Origin of the sequence: Halorubrum ejinorense, from assembly GCF_039522565.1 — an archaeon.
In the GTDB taxonomy this organism is placed as follows: domain Archaea; phylum Halobacteriota; class Halobacteria; order Halobacteriales; family Haloferacaceae; genus Halorubrum; species Halorubrum ejinorense.
Genome location: NZ_BAAADQ010000016.1, coordinates 66135 through 89486 on the forward strand (window position 1 = coordinate 66135; position 23352 = coordinate 89486).

Genomic DNA, 23352 nt, shown 5'->3' on the forward strand with positions numbered 1-23352 from the left:
TGGACGTTATACAGGTTCCCTCTTAGGGCTTGCTATGGAATCACAAGGAACAATCATGAAGGTCTATTAGGGCGTCGCATGTCACCACTCCACACTCAACTGCGTCGGCGTCGATCCCGGAGGCCGCCGGCGCGTCAGCGACCCCTTCCGCGCCCTTTTAGGCCGGCGCGCGCCGAGCGCCGGCATGCTCACGTTCATCGGACTCGGCCTCTACGACGAGCGCTCCGTCACCGTCGAGGGGCGCGAGGCGTTGCGCGCGGCCGATCGGGTCTTTGCCGAGTTCTACACTAGCCGACTGGTCGGCGCCGACGCGTCGGAACTGGCGGCCCACCACGGCGTCGACATCGAGGTCCGGGACCGCGCGGGCGTCGAGCAGGATCCGGAGCCGATCCTCGACGCGGCCGCCGACGGCGACGCCGCGTTCCTCACCGCCGGCGACACCATGATATCGACGACCCACACCGACCTCCGACTCCGCGCCGAGGAACGCGGGATCGACACGCGAGTGGTCCACGGCGTGACCGCGCAGTCGGCGGCGTCGAGCCTGACCGGCCTCCAGAACTACCGGTTCGGCAAGGCGACGACGCTCCCGTTCCCGTACGCCCACGGCGGCGGTGACGTGCCCGCGAGCGTGGTCGAGACCATCGAGGCGAACCGAGAGCGCGGGCTCCACACCGTCGTCTACCTCGACATCAAGGTCGGAACGGGGCCGACCGGGCCCGACCCCGACCACGAGGAGTACATGACCGCCGACGTCGCCGCCGGCCTGCTCGCCGAGGAGTGGGAGGACGCGCTCGCCGTGGTCGTCGCTCGCGCCGGCTCTCCTGACGCCGTCGTCGCGGCCGACAGACTGAGCGCCCTCGCCGACCGCGAGTTCGGCGACCCCCTCCACCTGCTCGTCGTTCCCGGCGACCTCCACCACGTCGAGGCGGACGCCCTCGTCGGACTCGCTGACGCTCCCCGCTCGCTCGTCGAGGAGTGAACCGCCCGTCGATGGCCTCCCCTCCGGGCCGATTCCGTGTCCCTCGGGTCGCGCTCTCGCCGACGCCGTGCCGACCGGACGTTTGATTACCGTGCCGCGCGTTACCGTACCTCATGAACGACACCCCCGTCGAGCGGCTCATGTCGACTGACCTCACCACGATCGAGCGCGGGGCCACCGCGGTCGACGCGGCGAAGGAGATGCTCGCGACCGGCGTCGGCTCGATCCTTGTCGTCGACCCTGACGGGGCGCTTGCCGGACTGATCACCACGACGGACTTCGTCGGGCTCGTCCGCGACAACGACCCGAAAGACCGGACGCCGGTCGAGGCGTTCATGACGACCGACGTGGTCACCGTGAGCCGCGACGACACCGTCGCGGAGCTGGCGGAGCCGACCGCGCACGGATACACTCACCTTCCCGTGACCGACGACGACGGCAGACCGATCGGGATGGTGTCGACGACGGACCTCACGGCGCACCTCTCTCGGGTAGGGTGATTGACCGTCCGCGGTTGCGTATTCCGGAAGAGTAATCAGACGTGGTAGCACACATCATGATATGGATCTCGACGACAGAACGCGCGTCGCGGACGTCATGTCGGCGCCACTGGAGACGATCGGGGTGGACGCGCCGCTCCGAGAGGCCGCCCGTCGGATGCGCGACAAGGACATCAGCGCCCTCGTCGTGACGACCGGCGGCGGATGTATCGTCACGCAGAGCGACGTCGTCGGGGCGGTCGCCGACGGCCACGACCCCGACGAGACGACGGTCCGCGACGTGATGACCGAGGACGTGGAAACGGTGACCCCCGACCTCATGATGCAGGAGGTCGCGGCGATGATGACGATGTACGGCGTGAAACACCTCCCCGTCGTCGACGGTGACCACGTCGGGATGGTCTCCTCGACGGACATCACCGAACACCTCTCCTGACTCCGGTGTCGAGCTCCGGGGCGCCGTCCCCGGGCTCCGGTCCCGCGGCGCGACTCCCGCGCCGTCAGAGCAGTAACAGCGGGAGCCCGACGACCGCTCCCACGACGATCAAAAGCAGGTTCCAGAGGAACACCGGCCGGATCAGTTCGCGCGCGATGCTCGCCGCGAAGACCGTCTTCACCGCGATGCTCGCGGCGGTGCCGGCGACGACCCCGGCCACCGCCGTGTCGACGCCGATCTGTCCCGTGCCGAGCAGCGAGACCGCCGTGGTCGTCGAGCTCCCCGACGACACCAGTCCGGCGAGGAACGACGTGGCGATGAACCCGCTCGCGCCGAACGTCCGCTCGGCGACCGCGGAGACGAGCAACACGAGCAGGAAGATCCCGCCGAACGTCAGGGCGCTCCGCAGACTGAACGGGGAGGTGAGTTCGGTCTCCACCCTCGTCCGCCAGTCGCTGCGCCACAGGGCGACGACGACCCCCACGACGGTGATCGCGCCGAGCGGCGCGCCGACGACCAGCGCCGCCTCCGGAACGAAGACGGCCACCACCGCGGCGTTCCGGAACGCCATGGCCGCGTTCGCGAGGAGGATCGACCCCACCGCGATACTGCTGAGGTCCGCCCGCCCCTTCGCGCGCTTCGCCATCTCGGCGACGACGGCCGTCGAGTTGACGAGCCCGCCGAAAAAGCCCGTGACGGCGTAGCCGCGTCCCTGATACCGTTTCACCAAGACGTAGTTGACGAAGCCGATGGCGCTGACGGCGACCACCAGCGACCAGACGAGCCGCGGCTGGACCGCGTCCCACGGGTCGATCGTCTCCGCGGGCAACAGGGGGAACACGACGAACGCGAGGATGGTGAACTCCACGGCGCTGCGGACCTCCTCGCGGGAGAGCCCCCACGCGAACTCGTGGAGCTCCCGTTTCAACACGAGCAGCAGCGACGAGAGCACCGCCACCGTCACCGACTCGATGAACAGCCCCTCCGCGGCGAGGACCCCGACGCCGTAGGCGACGAGCATCGACGCGGACGTGGTCAGGGAGAGTCCGTCGACCTCGGCGTCGACGAAGCTGCGAGCCGCTAAGAGCACGGCGCTGGTGACGACCAGCACGCCGCCGACGACGAGCAGCCCCGGCTCGTCGAGCAGCGAGAACACGGCCGCCACGAGGCTGATGAGGCCGAACGTCCTGATCCCCGCGGACTTCTGTGACCACTCGCGCTCCAGTCCGAGGAACATCCCGAGCGCGGTCGCGACGACCAGCTTAGCGACGTTCGTCTCAAGGTAAACGAACAGGTCGACCGCGCTCGTCACCGTTTCTCACCCCGTCGCGGCCCGGCTCCCGCGCCGCGGCCTGGCGGCCCGTCTCGCGTCCTCGAAGTCATGAACGTCCGTACCCGCCACCCACGTCTATAGCTTGCTATATAGGGATATTTATTCCGGGCGGGCGTCGAAAACCGGTCCCGGCCCTTACCGGTTCGTCGGCTCCCGCGGGAGGTCCAGCGCCTCCGTCAGGTCGTGTTCCTCGCCCGTGAGGAGGTAGAGCACGTCCTCGAGGATGACCGCGAGTTCGGGCAGTTCGCGCACCGCGAGGAAGGTGATCGCGATGAGCGCCACGACGGCCAACAGCTGGCTCATGATCCGGTCGGAGATGAGGAACGACACCCGGTACGGGTCGGTCGCGCCGAACATGGTCAACACCACGTCCGGATACCACTGCATGTACTGATTGCCCGCCACCACCGAGATGAACGTCGTCCGGAGGATGTTGAGCACGTAGATGAGCGGGAGCGACACCGCGAGCGCGCGCAGCTTGCGGGAGAGCGGCGCCTTCACGGCGGCCACGAGACCGCCGAAGATGGCCATGCTCCCGAGTCCGGTACACGCCAGCACGATGTGGATGATGACGGTGTGGCCGTCCGCCAGCGTCCACGAGTACGCCGCGTCGTACCCCTCGCTGCTCACCACTCGCTCGGGCGCGTAGCCCAGCAGGTCGATCAGCATCCCCGTCTGCGTCGCGACGGCTTCGATGAGGACCTTCCGGGGCTCCGGGAACGAGGCTCCTGCGACGGTGAACGCCGGTATCGTCTCGAACGGGAGGTAGATGAATAACATGAATGCGATAGCCCGCGTGAGGGTGAAAAGCGACGCGCGGCCGTCGTACAGGAGATAGCCCGCGTACACGCTGGCGGGAAAGCCGACGAGCGCGAGGATCGATTCGACGTAGCTCTGGTGTTCGAACGCGAAGTACGGCACCGTCGACAGCCAGAAGAGCCCGAACAACGCCCACGTCGCCGCCGCGAGGGTCCGCCCCGCGGCCAGTCCGCGGCTGTCCAGCAGCCACGCCGTCGCGAAGAGGATCGCGACGACCCACGCGAACGTGAACGTGTCGGGGATCACGCTCAACACCGCCGGCACGCCGTGGCCGAACATGTCGCTACGGTCCGTGGTCGTCGAATAAAGCCCTTGTCGTTGCGTGCGGTTCCGCCGTCAGATCGCCGGCAGGCTCTCTCCGAACGTCAGCCGTCGCCAGCCCCGCCCCTCGAGCGGAGGGACTACCGCTCCTCGCTGTCGGTTCGCGGCGTGTCACGCCGCTCGCTCAATATGAGGAGCTACCGCTCCTCACTGTCGAGGACGCGGATCTGGTCGCCCCGGACGGTCACCGGGATCGGGACGGTCGCCTCGTACAGCTCGACGGTCACCTGGTCTTTGCCCTCGTCGATCCGCTGGACGCGCGCCTTCTCGCCCTTGAACGGCCCGGCGATCAGCTCGACGATGTCTCCCTCGGCGATCCCCTCCACGTCCGGGGTCGGCGAGAGGAAGTGCTCGACCTCCGAGAACGGGCTCTCGGCGGGGCCGTCGCCGCTCTGGATCACGCCGCGAGCGTGCGGGATCTCGTCGAGGATCCGGCCGAACGCGGTGCCGTCGGTGGCCTCGACCATCACGTAGCTCGTGAGCTGATCGGGGGCGATGACGGCCTGGATCTCCGGCGCCTCCTTCTCGGCGATCATGTCGGCGACGGTCCGCTCTTGGCTCGCGGTCGTCTTGACCGAGTAGATCGGCATTACGCGCCGACCCCCGGGAGGAGGCTCATGATCGCGAAGATCAGGAAGCCCATGAACCCGACCAGCAGAATCCCGGCACCGGCGATCTTCGACACCTGAAGGAACTCGTCGTTGCTCGGCGTGCTCGCCAGCTTCAGCACCCGAATGTAACTGTTGATATCGTACGGAACGTCCATCTTACGAGCGGATTCGAGACGAGACGGTTTTTACCTTTTGATGCGGTCCGGGGAGGGAGGTCGCACGGGCCACGCGCCGGCCGTCGCCGCGCCGTTCACGCGCCGCGGCTCACTCCACGTAGTCGATGTCTTCGACGTCGGCGTTGGTCCCCTCTGGCGGCTCGCCGTTGCCGCCGTAGATCTGCGGCGACTCGACGCCGGTCACGACGATCATCGTCCGCATCTCGCCTTCGAGCTCGTCGTCGACCGAGGTCCCCCAGATGATCCGGGCGTCGGGGTCGATCCGGTCGTATATCTCCTCGACGACGCCCTCCGCCTCCTCGATGGACATGTCGGTGCCGCCGGTGACGTTGACGAGCGCGGAGTTCGCGCCGGAGATGTCCACGTCGAGCAGCGGCGAGCGTAGCGCCGACTTCACGGAGTCTTGGGCCTTCGAGTCGGAGTCGGACTCGCCGAGGCCGATCATCGCGACGCCGCCCTTTTCCATGACCGTCCGAACGTCGGCGAAGTCGAGGTTGACCAGCCCGGGCATGGTGATGAGCTCCGTGATACCCTTCACCGAGCGCATCAGCACCTCGTCGGACACCTTGAACGCCTGCCGCACGGGGAGCTTCCCGACCGCGTCGAGCAGGCGGTCGTTGGGGACGACGATGACCGTGTCGCTCACGTCGCGGAGCCGTTCGAGGCCGGCCTCGGCGTTCGTCCGCCGCACCTCGCCCTCGGCGGTGAAGGGGGTCGTGACGATGGCGATGGTCAGCGCGCCCGACTCGCGCGCGGCCTTCGCGACGACCGGCGCGGAGCCGGTTCCCGTCCCGCCGCCGAGTCCCGCGGTGACGAACACCATGTCGGAGCCGTCGATGGCGTCTTGGATCTCCTCTTGGGACTCGATTGCCGCCTCCTCGCCGACCTGCGGGAGCGACCCGGCACCGCGGCCCTGCGTTTTCTGCTGGCCCATGAGGATCTTCGTGTCGGCCTCGATGTTGACGAGGTGTTGAACGTCGGTGTTCGCGGCCACGAGCTTCGCCCCGTGAATCCCCTCTTCGGTCATCCGATTGACCGTGTTACCGCCCGCGCCGCCGCACCCGACCACCGTGATGTTCGTCTGGAGGTCTTGGAGGACGTCCTGTAGCTCGTCGTCGGTCATCGTCCCGGTCTGTGGCGGCGCGCCGGCGCTCCCTCCGGCGGCGCTCTCGCCGGCTCCCCCGGCGTCGTCTGCGGGGGCCTCTTCGGCTTCGTCGATGGCGTCCTCTACGATGGAGTCCATTATGTGGTGTCGTTGCGACCCGGACGTATTTATTTTTGCCCGATCGTCTGACGCAGGTCCGACGGCGAGATCGACGGCGTTCGCCGCCGACCCTCGCGAGTACGGGCGTCGCGCCCGAAACCGGCGGGTTCGACGCCGTTTATAAATCAGTCGAGCGCGGCACCGTCGATCGGGAACCGATCCGTCCGCGCCCGCGACACGTCAGCAGGCTCGACGGTCTCGCCGTCGACCTCGACCGACTCGCCGTCGGCCAGCCGCCCGAACGCCGGTCCCTCCGGAACGCCGCGTTCGGCGGCCAGCGACGGGTCGAACGCGGTCTCGCGAGCGGCGACCGCGTTGCCGTCCGCGTCGACCTCGACCGCGTCGTACCCCGTCTCCAGTACCGCCGCCAGCCCCTCGACGAGGTCGGCGTACCCCGGCGCTTCGGGGGCGGTCGCGAACGCGACGCGACCGGCCGCGCGGGTGCCTCCCTGCTCCGTGTCGAAGGCGACCGCGACGCGTTCGACCGCCTCCCGCGCCGCCGCGGCGTCGAGTCCCTGCGCTCGCGCGAGCAGATCCCCCGGGAGCTCGCGGAGGTCGACCGCGGTCGGGTCGGACGCGTCGACCGCACCGAACCGCAACCCCTCGTCGACCGGGCCGATCGCCGTCTCCAGGCGGTCGACGAGCGGGAGCGGCGCGTCGCCCACTTCACGAACCCACGTCTCACTCACGACCCGGTAGCCCAGGTCGTCGACGACCGCGGCGAGATCGGGCCGGTCGCCGTCGATCACGGCGTGTTCGGCCCGACTCCGCGTGAAGGCGGCGTCGATCACGTCGCGGTTCGACGCCGGCGCGCCCATGTCGGCGAGCGCCCAGTCGGCGCCCACGTGGCCTACCGCCCACTCGGTCTCGCGAGCGATCCGCGTGAACCGCGGCGCGTAGTGACCGCCGTCGAACCCGACGACGTGACGGGGCCTGTCATCGGTGTCGGACCGGCCGTCGGACGCGGTTCCGGCGTTCGAACCGCCGGACCCGCCGAGCAGGTCCGCTCCCGTCCCCCGGAGATCCAACACCGCACGCGCGACCGCCTCGGCCGCCTCGGCGTCGGTCCACTGCGGCTCGTCGGAGCCCAGTTCGACGAACAGCGAGGGTACCGAGACCGCGGTCGGGCCGTGGTGCGTACACTCGATGCCCACCTCGTAGCCGTCCGGTGCGTGCGCGGCCAGCGCTTCGACGACGCGCTTCTCCGCGCCGGGCGCGGCCCGCGCCAGCGACTCGGGGTCGCCGCCGTACTCGGCGCCGCCGAAGTTCCCGGTGACGTGCGCGGTCAGGAGCTTTCCGGTCTCGCCCGAGTGTCGCGAGACGAACGCCAGGAACGCCGGGTCGCAGTCGAACGCCGCGACCGGGTCCGACAGGCGGATGTGGAGGTCGTCGAACTCGCGGAGTTCGAACCCCTCGGTCCGATAGTAGGTCTCGCCGCCCTCGCCGTCGGGCAGCGAGTCGTCCTCGCGGGCCTCCCAGTCGCCGACCGCCAAGAGCCGCTCGCCGATGTGTGCCGAGGCGCTATCGGCCCGGCTGACGACGATCGCTATCACGCCACCGTCTCCGGCGGCCGCGACCGAATACCCGTCGGTTCTCGGTGGGGCCGCTCTCGGTCCTTCGTCCTCGTCTCCTCGCATCCCTCCGAACCGTCTCGAGACCGGTCACGGAAGCAGCAGGTAGAGGAAGGCGCCGTACCCGGCGGTGAGCACGAGGCCGTCCACGCGGGTGACGCGGTCGCCGTACGACATCAGGGCGACGGCGCCGGCCGTGAACGCGAGCAGCGCGGGGAACTCGAAGCCGCGGACGCCCGGGGCGACCCCGATGGGAGTCACCAGCGTCACGACGCCGATGACCGCGAGAACGTTGTAGATGTTAGAGCCGACGACGTTGCCCACGCTGAACTCCGACTCGCCGCGGTACGCGGAGACGACGCTGGCGGCCAACTCGGGCAGCGACGTGCCGAGCGCCAACACCGTGAGCCCGATGAACAGATCGGAGAAGCCGGCGGCCGACAGCAGCGACTCGCCGCCGTCGATCAGCCACCGCGAGCCCAACACGAGCGCGACGATGCCCCCCACCACGGTGGCGACGTCGCGCGCCTTCACGTCGGGCATCTCGTCGCGCTCCGCGTCGCTGATCGCAGACTGGTTCTGGCTGACGCGGCGGAGGACCGTGACGGTGAAGACGACGAGCGCGGTCAGGAGGACGAGGCCGTCGACGAACCCGACCCGCCCGTCCCACCCGAGGCCGACGAGCAGCAGCGCGGCGAGCACCATGAACGGCATGTGTCGGCGTAACACCGTGTCGGAGACGTCGAGCGGTCGGATAATCGCGGAGACGCCCAAGACGAGGCCGATGTTGGCGATGTTAGAGCCCACGATCGCGCCGAGTCCGATGTCGGTCGACACCGTGACCGCGCCGAGCAGCGAGACGAACAGCTCCGGCGCGGTGGTCGCGAACGCCACGACGGTGACGCCCACGGTCGAGGCCTTGAGCCCGACGGCGAGCGCGAGGTCGCCGGCGCCGGAGACGAGCAGTTCGGCGCCGGCGTAGAGAAGGGCGACGCCACCGACGATCAACAGCAGTTCGACGAGCGGCGACCCAGACAGCACGGCTCCGGGTTCTCCGCGCCGTCTCAAAAGAGTCGTGATTCCGCGTCGGCGTCCCCGTCGCCGCCGACCGCGACCTCGGATTCCGGGTCACCCTCGGGATCTCGGCGTTCGCGGCCGGCTCACGCCTCGATGATCCCGTCGTCGCCCTCGTCCGCCGGAACCCGCAGTTCCCCGTCGAGCGAGACCGTCGCTCGCCCGCCGACCCGGACGCCGTCCGACTCCACGTCGACGCGGACGATCCCCGGTCGGTCGAGGAAGTGGCCCTGTTCGAAGCGGAGCTCCGCGGGTACGTCCCCGTCGAAGGCGTCGACGCGGTGGAGGTACCCGGCGACCGCCCCGCTCGCGGTGCCGGTCACGGGGTCCTCGGAGACGCCGAGCGCGGGCACGAACGCCCGCCCGTGGAGCGTCGAGTCGCCTTCGAGCGTGTCGAAGGTGAACGCGTACACCCCGGCGACGTCGAACTCCTCCGACAGGCGCTCGATCGCGTCGTCGTCGGGATCCGCCTCACCGAGGCGCTCTAAGAAGTTCACGGGGACGACGAGGAACGGCAGCCCGGTCGACGCGACCGCGACGGGGAGGTCCGCGCCCACGTCGCGCAACGCGGCGGGATCGATCCCGAGCGCCGACCCGAGCCGGTCGGCGTCGACCTCGACGGTCTCGACGCTCGGGGCCTGTTGGCGCATCCAGACGGTGCCGTCGTCGTCGACCGCGACGGAGAGATCGCCGACGTTCGTGCGGAGCGTTCGTTCGCCGCCGTCGACTCCGCCCTCGGCGAACAGGGCGCCGTAGGTCGCGATGGTGGCGTGCCCGCAGAGGTCGACCTCCGTGGTCGGCGAGAAGTACCGAATTCGGTCGGCGGCGTCCCCGTCACCCCCGGTCAGGAACGCGGTCTCTGAGGCGCCGAGTTCGGCGGCGATGGCGCCCATCTGGTCGTCAGTCAGTCCCTCTGCGTCCGGGACGACGCCGGCGACGTTCCCGGCCAGCGGCTCTGCGGCGAAGGCGTCGACGAGCAGCGCGCGTCGCGTTTCCATGTCGATCCCCTCCGGGAGTCACTGACAAAAAGCCTCCCGAGCGGTCCCGGTCGCCCCCGCGACAGCGGCTTCTCCTCGCGAGCGAGCCGAATACGGACCGCGGGTCATCGTCCAGACCTCCGCGCCCGCTACTCCCGTGTGGATCGTTTGGCCCGACAGGCCGATCGGAGCCGACCCGGTTCGGACCGACACGCCGATCGGGAGCGACTCGGACGGCTGTCACAGCGCCGTTTCCCACCGCGCCGATGTCAATCCTTTTGCCTTCGACCACGGATGGGTGTGTATGGGCCTCTTCGACCGGCTGCGAGGGAACGACACTCCCCGCGTGGCGTTCATCGGGATCGACGGCCTCTCGTACCGGCTCGTCGCCGACAACCCGGGAACGTTCCCGACGCTGTCGGCGATCGCTGACGACGGCGAGGGAGAGCGGATCGACAGCATCGTTCCCGCGGAGTCGAGCGCGTGTTGGCCGAGCCTCACGACCGGCAAGAACCCCGGAGAAACCGGCGTGTACGGGTTCCAAGACCGTGAGATCGGCTCCTACGACACGTACGTTCCGATGGGACGGGACGTCCAGACCCCGCGGGTCTGGGACCGCGCGACCGACGCGGGACTCGACGCGACGGTGCTGAACGTGCCCGTCACGTTCCCGCCGCAGCGAACCGTTCAGCGGATGGTCTCCGGCTACCTCTCGCCCGACCTCGACGCGGCCGCCACCCCCGATGAGCTGCGCGAGTACCTCACCGGCAGCGACTATCGACTGTCGGTCAACGCGAAGCTCGGCCACAAAGCGGACAAGACGGCGTTCTTAGAGCACGCCCGCGAGACCCTCGACGCTCGTGCCGCGGCCTTCGAGCGGTACGTCGAACGCGACGACTGGGACCTCTTCGTCGGCGTCTTCACCGCCCCCGACCGCGTCAACCACTTCCTGTGGGGCGACTACGAGGACGCCGGGACCCACCGCGAGGACCTGCTCTCCTTCCACGCTGCGCTCGACGATCACATCGGGACGATCCGCGAGGCGCTCCCGAGCGACGTCACCCTCGTCGTCGGCTCCACGCACGGGTTCACGCGGCTTCGATACGACGTCTACTGTAACGAGTGGCTCGAACGGGAAGGGTGGCTCTCCTACGGGGACGACGACCACGACGCGCTGTCCGACATCGACGACGACGCCCGCGCGTACTCGCTCGTTCCCGGCCGGTTCTACCTCAACGTGGAGGGTCGCGAGCCGAACGGCGTCGTCCCCGAGTCCGAGTACGAGGAGACGCGCGCGGAACTCCGCGACGCGCTGGAGTCGTGGACCGGCCCCGACGGGAATCCGGTCGCCGACCGCGTCATCGAGCGCGAGACGGTGTTCCGCGGCGACCACGCCGCCATCGCACCCGATCTCGTCGTCGTCCCGAACGACGGGTTCGACCTCAAGTCCGGTTTCCGCCCCCACGACGGGGTCTTCGACGCCGACGGGCCGCGAACCGGGATGCACGCCTTCGACGACGCCGCGCTGTTCGTCGACCACCCGGACACGACCGTCGAGGACGCCGACCTCCTCGACGTCACACCGACCATCCTCCGGCTGCTCGACGTCGATTACGGCCGTACCGACTTCGACGGCGCCAGCCTCGTCTGAGCGGGCGACCGTCCCCGCCCCTCGATCGCTTTCCTCGACCCGTGCGGTCGTATTGAAGTGCTTCCGCCCCTAGCGACCCGCATGGAGCGCACACCCGACGGGACCCCCGTCGGCGTCGACGACCCGTACGCGGTCGCCGGCGTCTGCGATCACCTCACCGACGACGGTCGGTGTCGGTTCGCGCTGACGAGATCGGGAGACGACCCCGGGTTCGCGGCCGACCGGCGCGCCGACGGGTACGACTGTCACGTCGGTGCCGACGGCGAGTGGAGCGCGTGCCCGCACTACCGGTCGACGACGGACGCGAAGACCTGCGTTCGGTGCGACCTCGACGACGTGCGCTTGGCCCACGACGAGGCCCGGCCACTCGTTGAGGAACATCACCTCTCGTACGGCGGCGACGGCTCGCACGAGATCACCGTCGGGCTGTGTCGATGGTGTCACGCGAAGGTTCACGGCTCCATCGCGCGCATCGACGACGACGCGAGTCCCGACCCCGAAGCCATCGCCGAACGCGAGCGGCGACGCGAGGCGGAGCGCTCGGCGTCGGCCTTCGAAACGGCGGGCGAGAGATACGATCCCGAGGAGTGAGTCGGCGAGGCGCAGCAGCTAGACGCCCGAAGAATTGCGTCACGGCGCCGACCGAACGGCGCGCCCGACGCCGGCCGGATCAGCTGTCCGACGCCGGCCGGATCAGGCGTCCGGCGTCGGTCGGACAACGTTCGCCAGCGCGACGAGCAGTCCGAGGAACCAGCCGAGCGGCACCGAGATACCGATCCACATCAGGACGTATCCCAGCCCGGGCAGCCCCCACTGCTCGCCGAACGTCTCCAAGTCGAACGCGCCGCGGAGTATCTCGTTGATCCCACCGACCGCGAGGAACGTGTCGAGAATCCACCGCGCGAGGTCGTAGCTCGGCGGGAGGATTAGCTCCTCCAGCGTCGGCGTGACGAGCGCGGCGACGACGGGCGGAAGGAACAGCGCCGTCATCGCGAACGGGTACGCGAGCAGGACGCTGACGAACCGCCCGCCCAGCTTCGAGAAGCCCGCGGCGAAGGCGGACGACACGACCGCTACCGCGCTGGCGGCGCCGACCGCGATCACGGCGCTGAACGGCAGCTGGAGGTGCGTTATCACCGTGAGCCCGCCCCACACGACCGCGGCGACGAGCACGATGCCCGCGACGCCGATCCGGGTGACCGCCGAGTCGAGCTTCGCCGCGTAGTAGCGCGTGGCGAACCCGACGAGCAACAGCGGGTACGCGACCGCGACGAGCGGCGCTCCCAGTACCGCCCACAGGTAGTACCCGACCGACTGAACGCCGGTCTCGGGCTTCCACTTCCCCAAGACTGCGCTCGGGTCGAGCTGTCGCGGGAACACCACCTCCATCCACGTCTCGTGGAGGCGGACCACGTCCAAGAAGAGCGCTTCCACCAGCCCAATTTGTCCTCGACGTTCCATTTGCCTCCCCTCGCGTGCGCCTCAACGTGAACTTTGTGCCTTTGGCTGTGAAATCTGTGCCTTTGGCTACGCGTTCTCGCGACCGATATCCGCGCCGATAGGCTTAAAGAATAACGCCTGCCTACTGTCGGTTATGAAACGACGTGAACTGCTCGCGGCGCTCGCGGCGTCAGGAACCGTTGCCGCCGCCGGATGCGCCGGCGAAGACGGCAACTACGAATTCGACGCCGAACCAGCGCGGGTCCCGGAGAGCGCGTACACGGCGGCCGAATACACCGGGCAGGAGCCGGAGTCGTTCACCATCGAACAGGAGTTCAACGTGACCGGCGCGAACGCGGAGGTGTCGGCGACGACGTGGATCGCCCGGTACACCAACCAGACCGTCGGCTCGGCGCTGTTCGTCGCGAGTACCCCGAACGCGTCCGTGGTCGGACAGTCCGTCAACCCGCTGGTCAGAGTGGAAGGTGCGGAGCTCATCCGGCGCCTCCTCGAACAGGTGAACCAGCAGGGGGTCGGGGGTGACGGGACCGAGATCCAGGCCGACGACATCGAAAGCCGAGGGGAGGAGACGCGGACGATACTCGACGCGGAGACCACCGTGTCGATCTTCGAAACCACGGTCAGCGCGGATGTCAACGGCAGTAACGGTCAAGGCGGAGAGGTCGACGACATTCCGGTCCTCGTATACATCGCTACCGTCGAACACGGCGAGGACGTGATCGCCGCGTTGGGCGTTCACCCGGTCGAGGTCGACCAGTCCGAGCAGTTGCTCTCGATGATGGAAGCGATCGAACACTGATCAGCCCCGCCGTCACTACGCTTTTGCGACCGAGCCCGTGCCTCGTTCCTCGAACGTTCTCACGCGCTTTCCGCGAGATAATTCTCTCAAAAGCGCCGCAGTCATGCGATTATTTTCTCGAACGGAAGCTTTCACGTCCGTAATCCATATATAATCGATCGGCCCGAGTCAGATATCCCGCGGCGTGACAGGAAGCGGTTCGCGGGCATCGGAGCTTGACACCGCGCGGCCCCTAGCGACTGCTCTGTCATCCGTGGCCCATTCGATATGACCCAGACGCGATCGCTTCGTCGGCTGTTGGTCGGTGTCAGTGTATGCTTACTGATTGGTACTGGTTTATTAATAATATCTGGAACAATTGTGGCTTCTGGACAACTATGGGACGTGGACGGTGCGAGTGATATCCAAATTGGGAGTCAGCAGGAGCAGGTAATTACCAATATTGAGGTTTTTAGCTCTAACAAGCCCGTCAGAGTCCATGTTGGAAATCTAGTTGATGCCGGGGCCAATATGAATCGTAGTTCGACATCATACCGAATAAACTCCGAAAACAGCGAAAATAGAAGTTCAGGAGTATACTTGGAAAATCCAAATAGCTCAAATGCGACCGTAGTCATATCTGCCTCAGCAATCCCTAACTCTCGAAGGTTTGATCTCTACCTTAGTGATATCGACACGACAAATGTCACCAGGTACAACCGAAAGGGATCAAAGACTAACGACGATATCTTATACACCGCTCAACAGGGCAAAGGGAGAGCGGATGTCAAGTTTAGCATATCTTCACCGGGTACTGTCGAACTCGAACCAGGTCCTAACAACAAATCTACACGGTTCGTTCGATATAATTATTCTATTAATCGAGATCTGAGACATAATGCCTCAATAACCATTTGGGAACAAGGACAGAATGGAGAAATCGGACAGAAAATCAAGACTACAAACTCAATTAATAATCCTATTTATATAAATAACACGACATTAGTGGGTGAAACACAAATCACTATTGGACTTCACTCATCACCAGATGAACATGGATTAGATTCAATTTATGATTTGGATACAACGACACTCAACATTTCCGAACCTATCCAATTTGAGGGTGAGCCACTATATTACAATAATCTGAATGGCGAATACAGCAATAATAGTGTACTAGTATTCGAACTGAATTCAAACATATCTGGGATCCAAGGCCGTATTACCGTTGATTTTTCAGCGAATAAAACAGCGCAAATCCGTTTTGACGACCACCCACAACGATATGATGTAGACGGTGAGTTCCTGTACGTATACCCACTCATTGGGTCTAATTTTACTGCCCACAGTGTTCTACCACAAATTGATAACATCCGTATTAGCAGAATCGCTACAGAATCAAACGTTTCTTTAATCGAAAATAAATCTATGTCGGAGGTACGTTTGGATAAGTTAGTAACTACCACTGGAAAGTACACGGCTAATCGTGGATCAAAAATTGGCTTACGTTTAGAACGAGAAGGCAGGTACAATATTTCGAAACCAAGTGGTAATACAACCAGAGAGATACATACTAACAACTCGGATACAATTCACACAATTGGCACAAATAATCTCACGACTGGCTATTATTACCTAACATCTGAGTCTGGAAATGAAAATGTCACAATCAGACTAAATAATTCGACCACACGAGTCAGCGCAAGTGATTCCGTGGCAGGTTCTCAAATTCCAATCCGTATAAGAGCGACTGGGAACAAAAGAAGTGCTTTGCTTACTGTATCGAAATCAGATTCTGGGAAAGTATATGAAGAAGAGCTGAATTTGGTTGCTTCGTCTAATATTAGTAGATTCGTCCCGGCCGCTCAGTCTGGCACATACACTGTGAAAATACACGATTTGACTACTAGTACAACTACGGCTCAAGAGGTAACAGTTTCTGAACGCAAAAAGGCAGATTTACAATTAAATAAAAACAACTATACTATTGCTGGAAATAATATCGAACTAGCAGTCAATTCTACTTATAAACAATCCTCTGTGGCTCTTGTCGGTCAAAACAATACTACCACACTCAACCTCACAACCACTGACACAGGTCCGTCGCCCATTAGCATCAATACGTACGCGTCGCCGGCATCACCGTCGGAGTTCGTTACGACCGGTTCCGGAATCTCCGTGGATTCGGTATCCGGAAATCTCACTCCGCTCTCGCCGGGAACGTATACCCTCACGCTGCGGTCGGAACACGGCACCGCAGTCACCAACGACACCGCCACGGTCACCGTGGTGCCCCGCTCGACGACCGACCTGACCGCTTACACCACGCGCGCAGTCTCACCGGACGGCTTCGAGAACGCGACCGCCGTCCGCGAGGCGATGACCGACGGGACGCTCACCCCCGCGACGACCGCGACCGAGAACGACACGGTCGTGTACGCCGCGAACGCGACCGGACTCACCGGACTCACGGCAGCTACGAACGCGTCCCTGGATCGCGGCGCGGACCTCGACCGACTCGACGGTCTCTCGTTCGGAGTAGCGCCGGTCGGTACGAACGACTCCGGCGCCGCAGCCGGTACCGCACTCGGGCCGACGCCGAACGAGTCGGCAGTCCACCTCGACCGTCGCGGCCTGTTCCTCGTCACCGACGGTGAGGCCGCGTTCGGGACTGAGACGTCGCCCGCCCCGGGCGAGACGTTCGAGGCGACGTTCCGGGTCGACGACGAGCGACTGCGCCGGACCGCGGCGAACGACCGCCACCGCGTGACGACGCGGTTGACTCCGGGCGGCGCCGACTCCCCCGCGGAACACGCCGACAACGAGACGCAGAGCGTCACGACCGCCGCATCGCCGACAGACAACGGGCCGACCGAGCCGACGGAGTCGTCCGGACCGAATCGATCGGTCGGAGCGGAGGGACAGACCGAACCGGGCCCGTCGGGCCGGTCCGATACGCCTGGCGGTTCCGGCACGTCCGCCGGCCCGAAAGGCGTTTCTACCGATTCAGCTGGCCCACCCGACTCGGCAGGGGGAACCGGCTCAGCCGGCGCGTCCGGTTCTGCTGGGAGCACCGGTTCCGCCGGGCGAACCGGTGCTCCCAGCGGAACCGGTTCGGGCGGTGGCCCCACCGGAGGCGGGGACTCTCCCGGTCGCGACACCCCGGTCGAAGTCGATAACGTCACCGGCGGTGGTGGTCCGGCACCGTCCGACTCTGGCGTTAATCTGTCGACGGTTCCTCCCGTGATCGGCGTCACCGCCGGTCCGAACGGTTCCGAGGCCCCGCTGTTCGTGGGACCGCCCGGTCTCTTCGGGACCGGTCGCAGTGATCTCGGTGGGTCCCGTTCCGCAGCGGGAATAGCAGAGACCTCCGGAGAACGGTCGGACGGTCGGAGAGACGGCGACGACTCGCGGTCGACCGGCCGAACCGAGTCCACGTCGTCGTCCGCGGAGCGCGATCCGTCCTCGGGTGGTGCCACTGCGACCGACATCGGCTACGAAGAGGCGCCGATCCGGTCGACCGTGTACGACCTCCCCGGCTTCGGTGCCGTCCCGTCGCTCACGGCGCTAACGGGCGCGTCGCTGCTCGCAAGGCGGCGTGTGCGTGGATCGTAGACTCGTCTCGAGGGTCGATCGCGACGTGTCCCAAGGGCCGATCGCGACTTCAGGGCAGAACCGGACGACGCGACGGTGGCTCGTCAGGTCGTTTTCCCCTGCCCGCCGACCGTCGATATCCTTTTGCGCCGCGGTGCCGTCGGTCCGGACATGGGCGTTACCATCACACCGCCGAAAGAGCGCACGTGCGAACTCTGCGGGCGCGAGGAACGGTGGGACGAGGAGGCCGACGGGTGGCGGATCACGGGGACTCCCGGCAACGTCTACTGTATCCACGAGTGGGACATCAACGGCTCGTTCGTCCCGCTCGAGGAGTAGCTCTCGACTGGACGCTCCGCCAGTCTTCTCTGGATATGTGAAACGTTCACGGATCGATATCGGACGAATCTCGTCTTTGCCGCGTCGCAACCGGTAGGCAGTGGCCGATCCTAAACCGTGTGATCTGTACACCACCCGTGATGAATAATTACCTTATATTCCCTAATGTGTGTACGATGGATACCACCCCTATCAGGGTCATACCTTTAACTGTTCATCCGTGAGCGGGCGTATGACCAAGTCACGTAGTACCACCCGTGGCGTACGCGACTCGGACTCCTCGGGCCGAGAGGAAGGGCTCGCGGCGCCGACGGACGACCGGTCGAACTGCGGTATCGGAGGCGTCGTCGACCTCGACGGGGCGCCGGCACACGACACCGTCGCGGACGCGGTCACGCTGCTCGAGAACCTCGAACATCGCGGGACGACGGGAGCCGAAGAGAACACCGGAGACGGGGCGGGCATCATGGTCGCCCGGCCCGACGAGTTCTTCCGCGAGGTCGTCGACGCCGACCTCCCGGACGAGTACGCGGTCGGCTCCGTGTTCATGCCGCCGGAGCCGGGCGTTCAGGCGGAGATACACGACGTCATCGCCGAGGTGTGTGCCGTCTACGGGCTCGAAGTGCTGGCGTGGCGCTCGGTCCCGACCGACAACGCCGACCTCGGCACGACGGCGCTCGAGTCCGAGCCGGAAGTGTCGCAGGTGTTCGTCGCGCCCGTCGAGGGCGCGGGGCTCGCCCAGCGATTCACCTCCGAGGAGACCCGCGAGGACGACGCCGACCCCGACCTAGTCGGCTTCGACCGCGCGTTGTACGCCGCGCGCCGCGAGATCGAGAACGCGGTGTCGGAGGTGGACGGCGCCGGTCGGTTTTACGTCTGTTCGCTCGACCGCCAGCGCGTCGTCTACAAGGGCCTGCTGAAGGGCTCACAGCTCGCCGACTACTACCCCGACCTGACCGACGAGCGGTTCGCGAGCCACGTCGCCTTGGTCCACGCGCGGTTCTCGACGAACACGCTGGGCGCGTGGCATCTCGCGCACCCGTATCGGAACATCGTCCACAACGGCGAGTTCAACACGATCCGCGGCAACGTCAACTGGATGCGGGCCCGCGAAAACGACCTCGAACACCCGGCGTTCGGGGCCGAACTCGACACGATCAAGCCGGTGATCGACGACCCGAACCAGTCCGACACCGCCAGCGTCGACAACGCGCTCGAACTCCTCCTCCAGACCGACCGCGACCTCCCGCACGCCATGCGGATGCTGATCCCGGAGGCGTTCCGCGACGACGACCTGATGGACGACGACCGGGCGGACTTCTACGACTACCACGCCTCGCTGGTCGAGCCGTGGGACGGCCCCGCGCTGGTCATCGGTTTCGACGGCGAGCGCGTCGCCGGAGTCCTCGACCGCAACGGCCTGCGACCGTGCCGTTACGAGGTAACGACCGACGACCGGCTCGTCGTCGGCAGCGAGGTCGGCGCCCTCCCGACCGACCCCGCGGACGTCCGCCGGCGCGGTCGACTCCAGCCCGGCGAGATCTTCGTCGCGGACCCCGAGGCGGGCCGGATCGTCCCCGACGACGAGGTGTTCGAGGACCTCACCGACGAGCGCTACGGCGAGTGGGTCGACCGCGGTCAGGTCGACTTGGAGTCGCTCACAGACGAGGACGACGGCGCGGCCGGAATCGGCGCGGCCGACGGTGTCGACTCCGGGTCGGGTGTCGATCCCGTCGGCGCCACGGGCGACGACGGCGAAGGCTCGGACGGGGCCGACCCTGACGAGACCGAGCCGACGGTCCGCGCGCACCAGGCCGCCTTCGGCTACACGACCGACTCGCTGAACCACCTCGTCGAGCCGATGGCCGAGGACGGGAAGGACCCGGTCGGTTCGATGGGCGACGACACGCCGCTGTCGGTCTTGGCCGACGTGGACCGACCGCTTTTCACCTACTTCAAACAGCTGTTCGCGCAGGTGTCGAACCCCCCGATCGACTACATCCGCGAGGAGCTCGTCACCTCGCTGGAGACCCGGATCGGGAACCAGCGAAACCTGCTCGACGAGACGCCCGAACACGCCGAGCAGATCGTCGCCGACTCCGCGGTTCTGACCGACAGCGAGACCGCCACCCTCCGAGCGCTCCCCGGGCCGGGCGAACGCTCGCCGAGCGACGGCGACTCCGACGCCCCGGCGTTCACCTCGGTGACCGTCGACGTCACCTACGACCGAGAGGGGTCGCTCGTCGACGCCGTGAGCCGCGTCCGAGAGGACGCCGCGGCCGCCATCGAGGACGGGGCCGACGTCGTCGTCCTCTCCGACCGCGCCGTCGGGCCGAACCGGCTCGCGGTGCCGAGCCTGCTCGCCACGGGCGCAGTCCATCACCACCTCGTCCGCAACGGGCTCCGCAACCGCGCGGGGCTCGTCGTCGAGTCCGGTGAGCCACACGAGGTCCACCACCTCGCGACGCTCGTCGGCTACGGCGCGGACGCGGTCGACCCGTACCTCGCGTACGCCTCCATCGCCGACGTGGTCGCCGGCCCGGACGGGGCCGAAGAGACGGAGGCGCTCGCGGCGTACCGTCACGCGCTGGAGGACGGCCTCCTCAAGACGATGGCGAAGATGGGCATCTCGACGATGGAGTCGTATCAGGGCGCACAGATCTTCGAGGCGGTCGGGCTCGACTCTGGCTTCGTCGCCGAGTACTTCGAAGGGACCGAGATCCGCACCGAGGGGATCGGGATCGAACAGATCGAAGACGACCTCCGCACCCGCCACGCGATGGCGTTCGGCGCCGACCCGCAGTTGGAGACCATCGGCGAGTACGAACACCGCTCGTCGGGCGTGAAACACGGCTGGAACCCCCAGACGGTCGGCACGCTCCAGCAGGCGGTCCGCGGCGGCGACTACGAGCAGTACCAGGAGTTCGCGGACCTGGTGAACGACCAGACCGAGGAGCTCCAATCGCTGCGCGGTCTGCTCGAGTTCGACTCCGACCGCGACCCGGTCCCGGTCGAGCAGGTCGAGCCGGTCGAGTCGGTCGTCGAGCGCTTCTCGACGGCCGCGATGAGCCTCGGGAGCCTCTCGCCGGAGGCCCACGAGAACAACGCCATCGCGATGAACCGGCTGGGCGCGAAGTCCAACACCGGCGAGGGCGGCGAGCCGCCGGAGCGGTTCGACACCGAAAAGGAGTGTACCGTCAAGCAGGTCGCTTCCGGCCGCTTCGGCGTGACCTCGGAGTACCTCGCGAACGCGGAGGAGCTCCAGATCAAGATGGCCCAGGGGTCGAAGCCCGGCGAGGGCGGTCACCTCCCCGGCGAGAAGGTCAACGAGATGATCGCGCACGTCCGGTGTTCGACGCCCGGCGTCGGGCTCATCTCCCCGCCGCCCCAACACGACATCTACTCGATCGAGGACCTCAAACAGCTCATCTTCGACCTGAAGGCCGCGAGCCCCGAGGCCGATGTCAACGTGAAGCTGGTCTCCGAGGCCGGCATCGGCACCATCGCGGCGGGCGTCGCGAAGGCGAACGCCGACGTGGTCCACGTCTCCGGTCACGACGGCGGGACCGGCGCGTCGCCGAAGACGTCGATCAAAAACGCCGGCCTGCCGTGGGAGCTCGGGCTCGCGGAGGCGAATCAGATGCTCCGCGCCACCGGCCTGCGCGATCGCATTCGCGTGTCGGCCGACGGCGGGCTCCGGACGGGGCGCGACGTCGCTGTCGCGGCCGCGCTCGGCGCTGAGGAGTACATCTTCGGCACCGCCTCGCTCGTCACCTCCGGCTGCGTGATGGCCCGGCAGTGCCACGAGAACACCTGTCCGGTCGGCGTCGCCACGCAGCGCGAGGACCTCCGGCAGCGGTTCCCCGGCCAGCCGGACCACGTCGTCAACTACATGACGTTCATCGCACAGGAGCTGCGCGAGATCATGGCCGAACAGGGGTACACCGAACTGGAGGAGTTCATCGGTCGCCCCGAGCTGCTCACCCAGCGCGAGACCGACCACGAGAAGGCGAAACACCTCGACCTCTCGGCGGTCATCGCCGAGCCCGCGGGCGAGTCTCGTACGAAGGTCCGCGAACAGGCCCACTCCGGCATCGACGAACTGCTCGACTGGGACCTCATCGACGAGGCCGCACCCGCCATCGAGGACGGCGCGCCGGTCGCGCTCACCCGCGACGTGCGGAACGTCGACCGCGCGATCGGCGCGACGCTCTCGAACCGCGTCGTCTCCGAACACGGCGGCGAGGGGCTCCCCGACGACACCATCTCCTGCCGGTTCGACGGCGAGGCCGGCCAGAGCTTCGGGGCGTTCCTCGCGTCCGGGATCACGATGGAGCTGTCGGGCGCCGCTAACGACTACGTTGGCAAGGGGCTCTCCGGCGGTCGGATCATCATCGACACTCCGGCCGAGGCGGCGTACGACCCGGCCGACAACGTCGTCGCCGGCAACGTCTGTCTGTACGGCGCCACGTCCGGAGAGATGTACGTCAACGGCGTCGCGGGCGAGCGGTTCGGCGTCCGCAACTCCGGCGTCCGGGCGGTCGTCGAGGGCGTCGGCGACCACGGCTGCGAGTACATGACCGGCGGCGTCGTCGCCGTCCTCGGCGACACGGGCCGCAACTTCGCGGCCGGGATGTCCGGCGGCATCGCGTACGTGTACGACCCGGACGACCGACTTGATGACCGCGTGAACCGCGGGATGGTCTCCGTCTCCGAGAGCCTCGACGAGTCCGACGAGCGCATGCTCCGCCGGCTCGTCGAGAACCACCGCGCGTACACCGGGAGCGAGCGCGCGGCCGACCTCCTCGACGACTGGGGAACCGCGCTCGACGACTTCGTCCGCGTCTTCCCTGACGCGTACGCCGACGTCATCGCCGAGGGAATCGGCGACGACGTTCGGGAGGAGCCGCCCGCGCCCGCCGCCGCGGTGCCGGACGCCGGCGCGGACGCGGCCGAGCAGGTCTCGGGCGACGACTGATTCGGGCCGCGTCTCCCGGCTCCGTTGAACCCCGCAGCCGGTGATGGACTTCGACGGCCTCTAAGGGTACAGAACGCGTCTCTCGCACGGAACGATGTTCGGATTCGATCAGCGCAGTCGCCACAAGGTTATTTACTACTGAGTTACAGGTCAGACGCGTATCTGTGGACGAACACACGAGAAACGGCACCGAGTGTTGGCTGTCTCTCGATACCATCTACGACGGGTTCAGAGTATGACCGCAAACTGGCAGAGCCGGCTGTCCGGACTCGTACTGGTGACGCTTTTCACCGCGCTCGCAGGTGACCTCCTCGGAGTACCGCTCCTCGTCAAGGTCGCCGTACCCACTTTCTTCCTCGCCGCGGTGAGTCTGCTCGCGCTCATCGCCGTTAAGACGATCCGATCATCGGAACCGGACATGCACGACCCGACCCGAACTGACGAGACGAAGTGATCGACGGCGCCGGGTTAACCCACTCGTCCGTCT

General features: G+C 66.6%; 19 protein-coding genes. 10 read left to right on the forward strand and 9 right to left on the reverse strand.

All coding sequences use genetic code 11. The annotated features are described in order from the left end of the window. Nucleotides 1–184 precede the first annotated feature (184 nt). The 3 genes from dph5 to ABDZ89_RS15770 all read left to right on the forward strand — a co-directional run bounded on the left by dph5 (nucleotide 185) and on the right by ABDZ89_RS15770 (nucleotide 1918). A complete protein-coding gene (gene dph5 / locus ABDZ89_RS15760; RefSeq protein ID WP_343780608.1) occupies nucleotides 185–982 on the forward strand; it encodes a diphthine synthase in 798 nt (265 codons plus the stop codon). A 113-nt stretch (nucleotides 983–1095) separates the two neighbouring features. Then, complete coding sequence (locus ABDZ89_RS15765) at nucleotides 1096–1482, forward strand: CBS domain-containing protein (protein ID WP_343780610.1); 387 nt, start codon at nucleotides 1096–1098, stop codon at nucleotides 1480–1482. Nucleotides 1483–1543: 61 nt separating this feature from the next. Further along, nucleotides 1544–1918 (forward strand): CBS domain-containing protein, encoded by a 375-nt coding sequence (locus ABDZ89_RS15770; protein ID WP_343780611.1) that lies wholly within the window; start codon nucleotides 1544–1546, stop codon nucleotides 1916–1918. Between the two features lie 64 nt (nucleotides 1919–1982). Here ABDZ89_RS15770 and ABDZ89_RS15775 read toward each other — a convergent pair whose 3' ends face one another. From ABDZ89_RS15775 to ABDZ89_RS15810, 8 genes are all read right to left on the reverse strand, one after another. Further along, nucleotides 1983–3230 carry an MgtC/SapB family protein gene (locus ABDZ89_RS15775; protein ID WP_343780612.1) on the reverse strand — a complete coding sequence of 416 codons (1248 nt, stop codon included), beginning with the start codon at nucleotides 3228–3230 and terminating at the stop codon, nucleotides 1983–1985. 156 nt (nucleotides 3231–3386) lie between these two features. After that, on the reverse strand, nucleotides 3387–4349 hold the full coding sequence (gene artA / locus ABDZ89_RS15780; protein WP_343780613.1) for an archaeosortase A: 963 nt from the start codon (nucleotides 4347–4349) through the stop codon (nucleotides 3387–3389). Between the two features lie 179 nt (nucleotides 4350–4528). Beyond that, nucleotides 4529–4981 (reverse strand): transcription elongation factor Spt5, encoded by a 453-nt coding sequence (locus tag ABDZ89_RS15785; protein WP_343780616.1) that lies wholly within the window; start codon nucleotides 4979–4981, stop codon nucleotides 4529–4531. Beyond that, nucleotides 4981–5157 (reverse strand): protein translocase SEC61 complex subunit gamma, encoded by a 177-nt coding sequence (locus tag ABDZ89_RS15790; protein ID WP_343780618.1) that lies wholly within the window; start codon nucleotides 5155–5157, stop codon nucleotides 4981–4983. Before ABDZ89_RS15790 ends, ABDZ89_RS15785 begins: the two co-directional genes overlap by 1 nt. 109 nt (nucleotides 5158–5266) lie before the next feature. Further along, nucleotides 5267–6421, reverse strand: a complete 1155-nt coding sequence (gene ftsZ / locus ABDZ89_RS15795; RefSeq protein ID WP_343780619.1) for a cell division protein FtsZ — start codon at nucleotides 6419–6421, stop codon at nucleotides 5267–5269. Nucleotides 6422–6567: 146 nt separating this feature from the next. After that, nucleotides 6568–7995, reverse strand: a complete 1428-nt coding sequence (locus tag ABDZ89_RS15800) for a D-aminoacyl-tRNA deacylase (RefSeq protein ID WP_343780620.1) — start codon at nucleotides 7993–7995, stop codon at nucleotides 6568–6570. 108 nt (nucleotides 7996–8103) lie between these two features. Next, nucleotides 8104–9054: a calcium/sodium antiporter gene (locus ABDZ89_RS15805; protein ID WP_343780621.1), complete on the reverse strand. Its 951-nt coding sequence runs from the start codon at nucleotides 9052–9054 to the stop codon at nucleotides 8104–8106. Nucleotides 9055–9173: 119 nt separating this feature from the next. Next, the gene (locus tag ABDZ89_RS15810) at nucleotides 9174–10085 is read right to left on the reverse strand and encodes a PhzF family phenazine biosynthesis protein (RefSeq protein ID WP_343780622.1); all 912 of its coding nucleotides are present in this window, start codon (nucleotides 10083–10085) and stop codon (nucleotides 9174–9176) included. Nucleotides 10086–10368: 283 nt separating this feature from the next. On the opposite strand from ABDZ89_RS15810, the gene ABDZ89_RS15815 reads away from it, so the two are divergent. Together ABDZ89_RS15815 and ABDZ89_RS15820 are read left to right on the forward strand one after the other, a co-directional pair. Further along, on the forward strand, nucleotides 10369–11715 hold the full coding sequence (locus tag ABDZ89_RS15815; protein WP_343780623.1) for an alkaline phosphatase family protein: 1347 nt from the start codon (nucleotides 10369–10371) through the stop codon (nucleotides 11713–11715). A gap of 81 nt (nucleotides 11716–11796) precedes the next feature. After that, nucleotides 11797–12306, forward strand: coding sequence for a DUF7097 family protein (locus tag ABDZ89_RS15820; protein WP_343780624.1), 510 nt, complete (start codon nucleotides 11797–11799; stop codon nucleotides 12304–12306). A 102-nt stretch (nucleotides 12307–12408) separates the two neighbouring features. Here the strand turns inward: ABDZ89_RS15820 and ABDZ89_RS15825 are convergent, their stop codons facing one another. Further along, nucleotides 12409–13149 carry a hypothetical protein gene (locus ABDZ89_RS15825; RefSeq protein ID WP_343780994.1) on the reverse strand — a complete coding sequence of 247 codons (741 nt, stop codon included), beginning with the start codon at nucleotides 13147–13149 and terminating at the stop codon, nucleotides 12409–12411. A 160-nt stretch (nucleotides 13150–13309) separates the two neighbouring features. Between ABDZ89_RS15825 and ABDZ89_RS15830 the strand changes: the two genes are divergently transcribed. The 5 genes from ABDZ89_RS15830 (at nucleotide 13310) to ABDZ89_RS15850 (ending at nucleotide 23319) form a co-directional block, all read left to right on the forward strand. Then, complete coding sequence (locus ABDZ89_RS15830) at nucleotides 13310–13975, forward strand: DUF6517 family protein (RefSeq protein WP_343780625.1); 666 nt, start codon at nucleotides 13310–13312, stop codon at nucleotides 13973–13975. A gap of 1749 nt (nucleotides 13976–15724) precedes the next feature. Next, complete coding sequence (locus ABDZ89_RS15835) at nucleotides 15725–17569, forward strand: PGF-CTERM sorting domain-containing protein (RefSeq protein WP_343780627.1); 1845 nt, start codon at nucleotides 15725–15727, stop codon at nucleotides 17567–17569. Nucleotides 17570–17719: 150 nt separating this feature from the next. Then, a complete protein-coding gene (locus ABDZ89_RS15840; RefSeq protein WP_343780629.1) occupies nucleotides 17720–17887 on the forward strand; it encodes an HEWD family protein in 168 nt (55 codons plus the stop codon). A gap of 232 nt (nucleotides 17888–18119) precedes the next feature. Further along, nucleotides 18120–22865: a glutamate synthase large subunit gene (gene gltB / locus ABDZ89_RS15845; RefSeq protein WP_343780631.1), complete on the forward strand. Its 4746-nt coding sequence runs from the start codon at nucleotides 18120–18122 to the stop codon at nucleotides 22863–22865. A 235-nt stretch (nucleotides 22866–23100) separates the two neighbouring features. Then, nucleotides 23101–23319 (forward strand): hypothetical protein, encoded by a 219-nt coding sequence (locus tag ABDZ89_RS15850; protein ID WP_343780632.1) that lies wholly within the window; start codon nucleotides 23101–23103, stop codon nucleotides 23317–23319. Nucleotides 23320–23352: the final 33 nt, after the last annotated feature.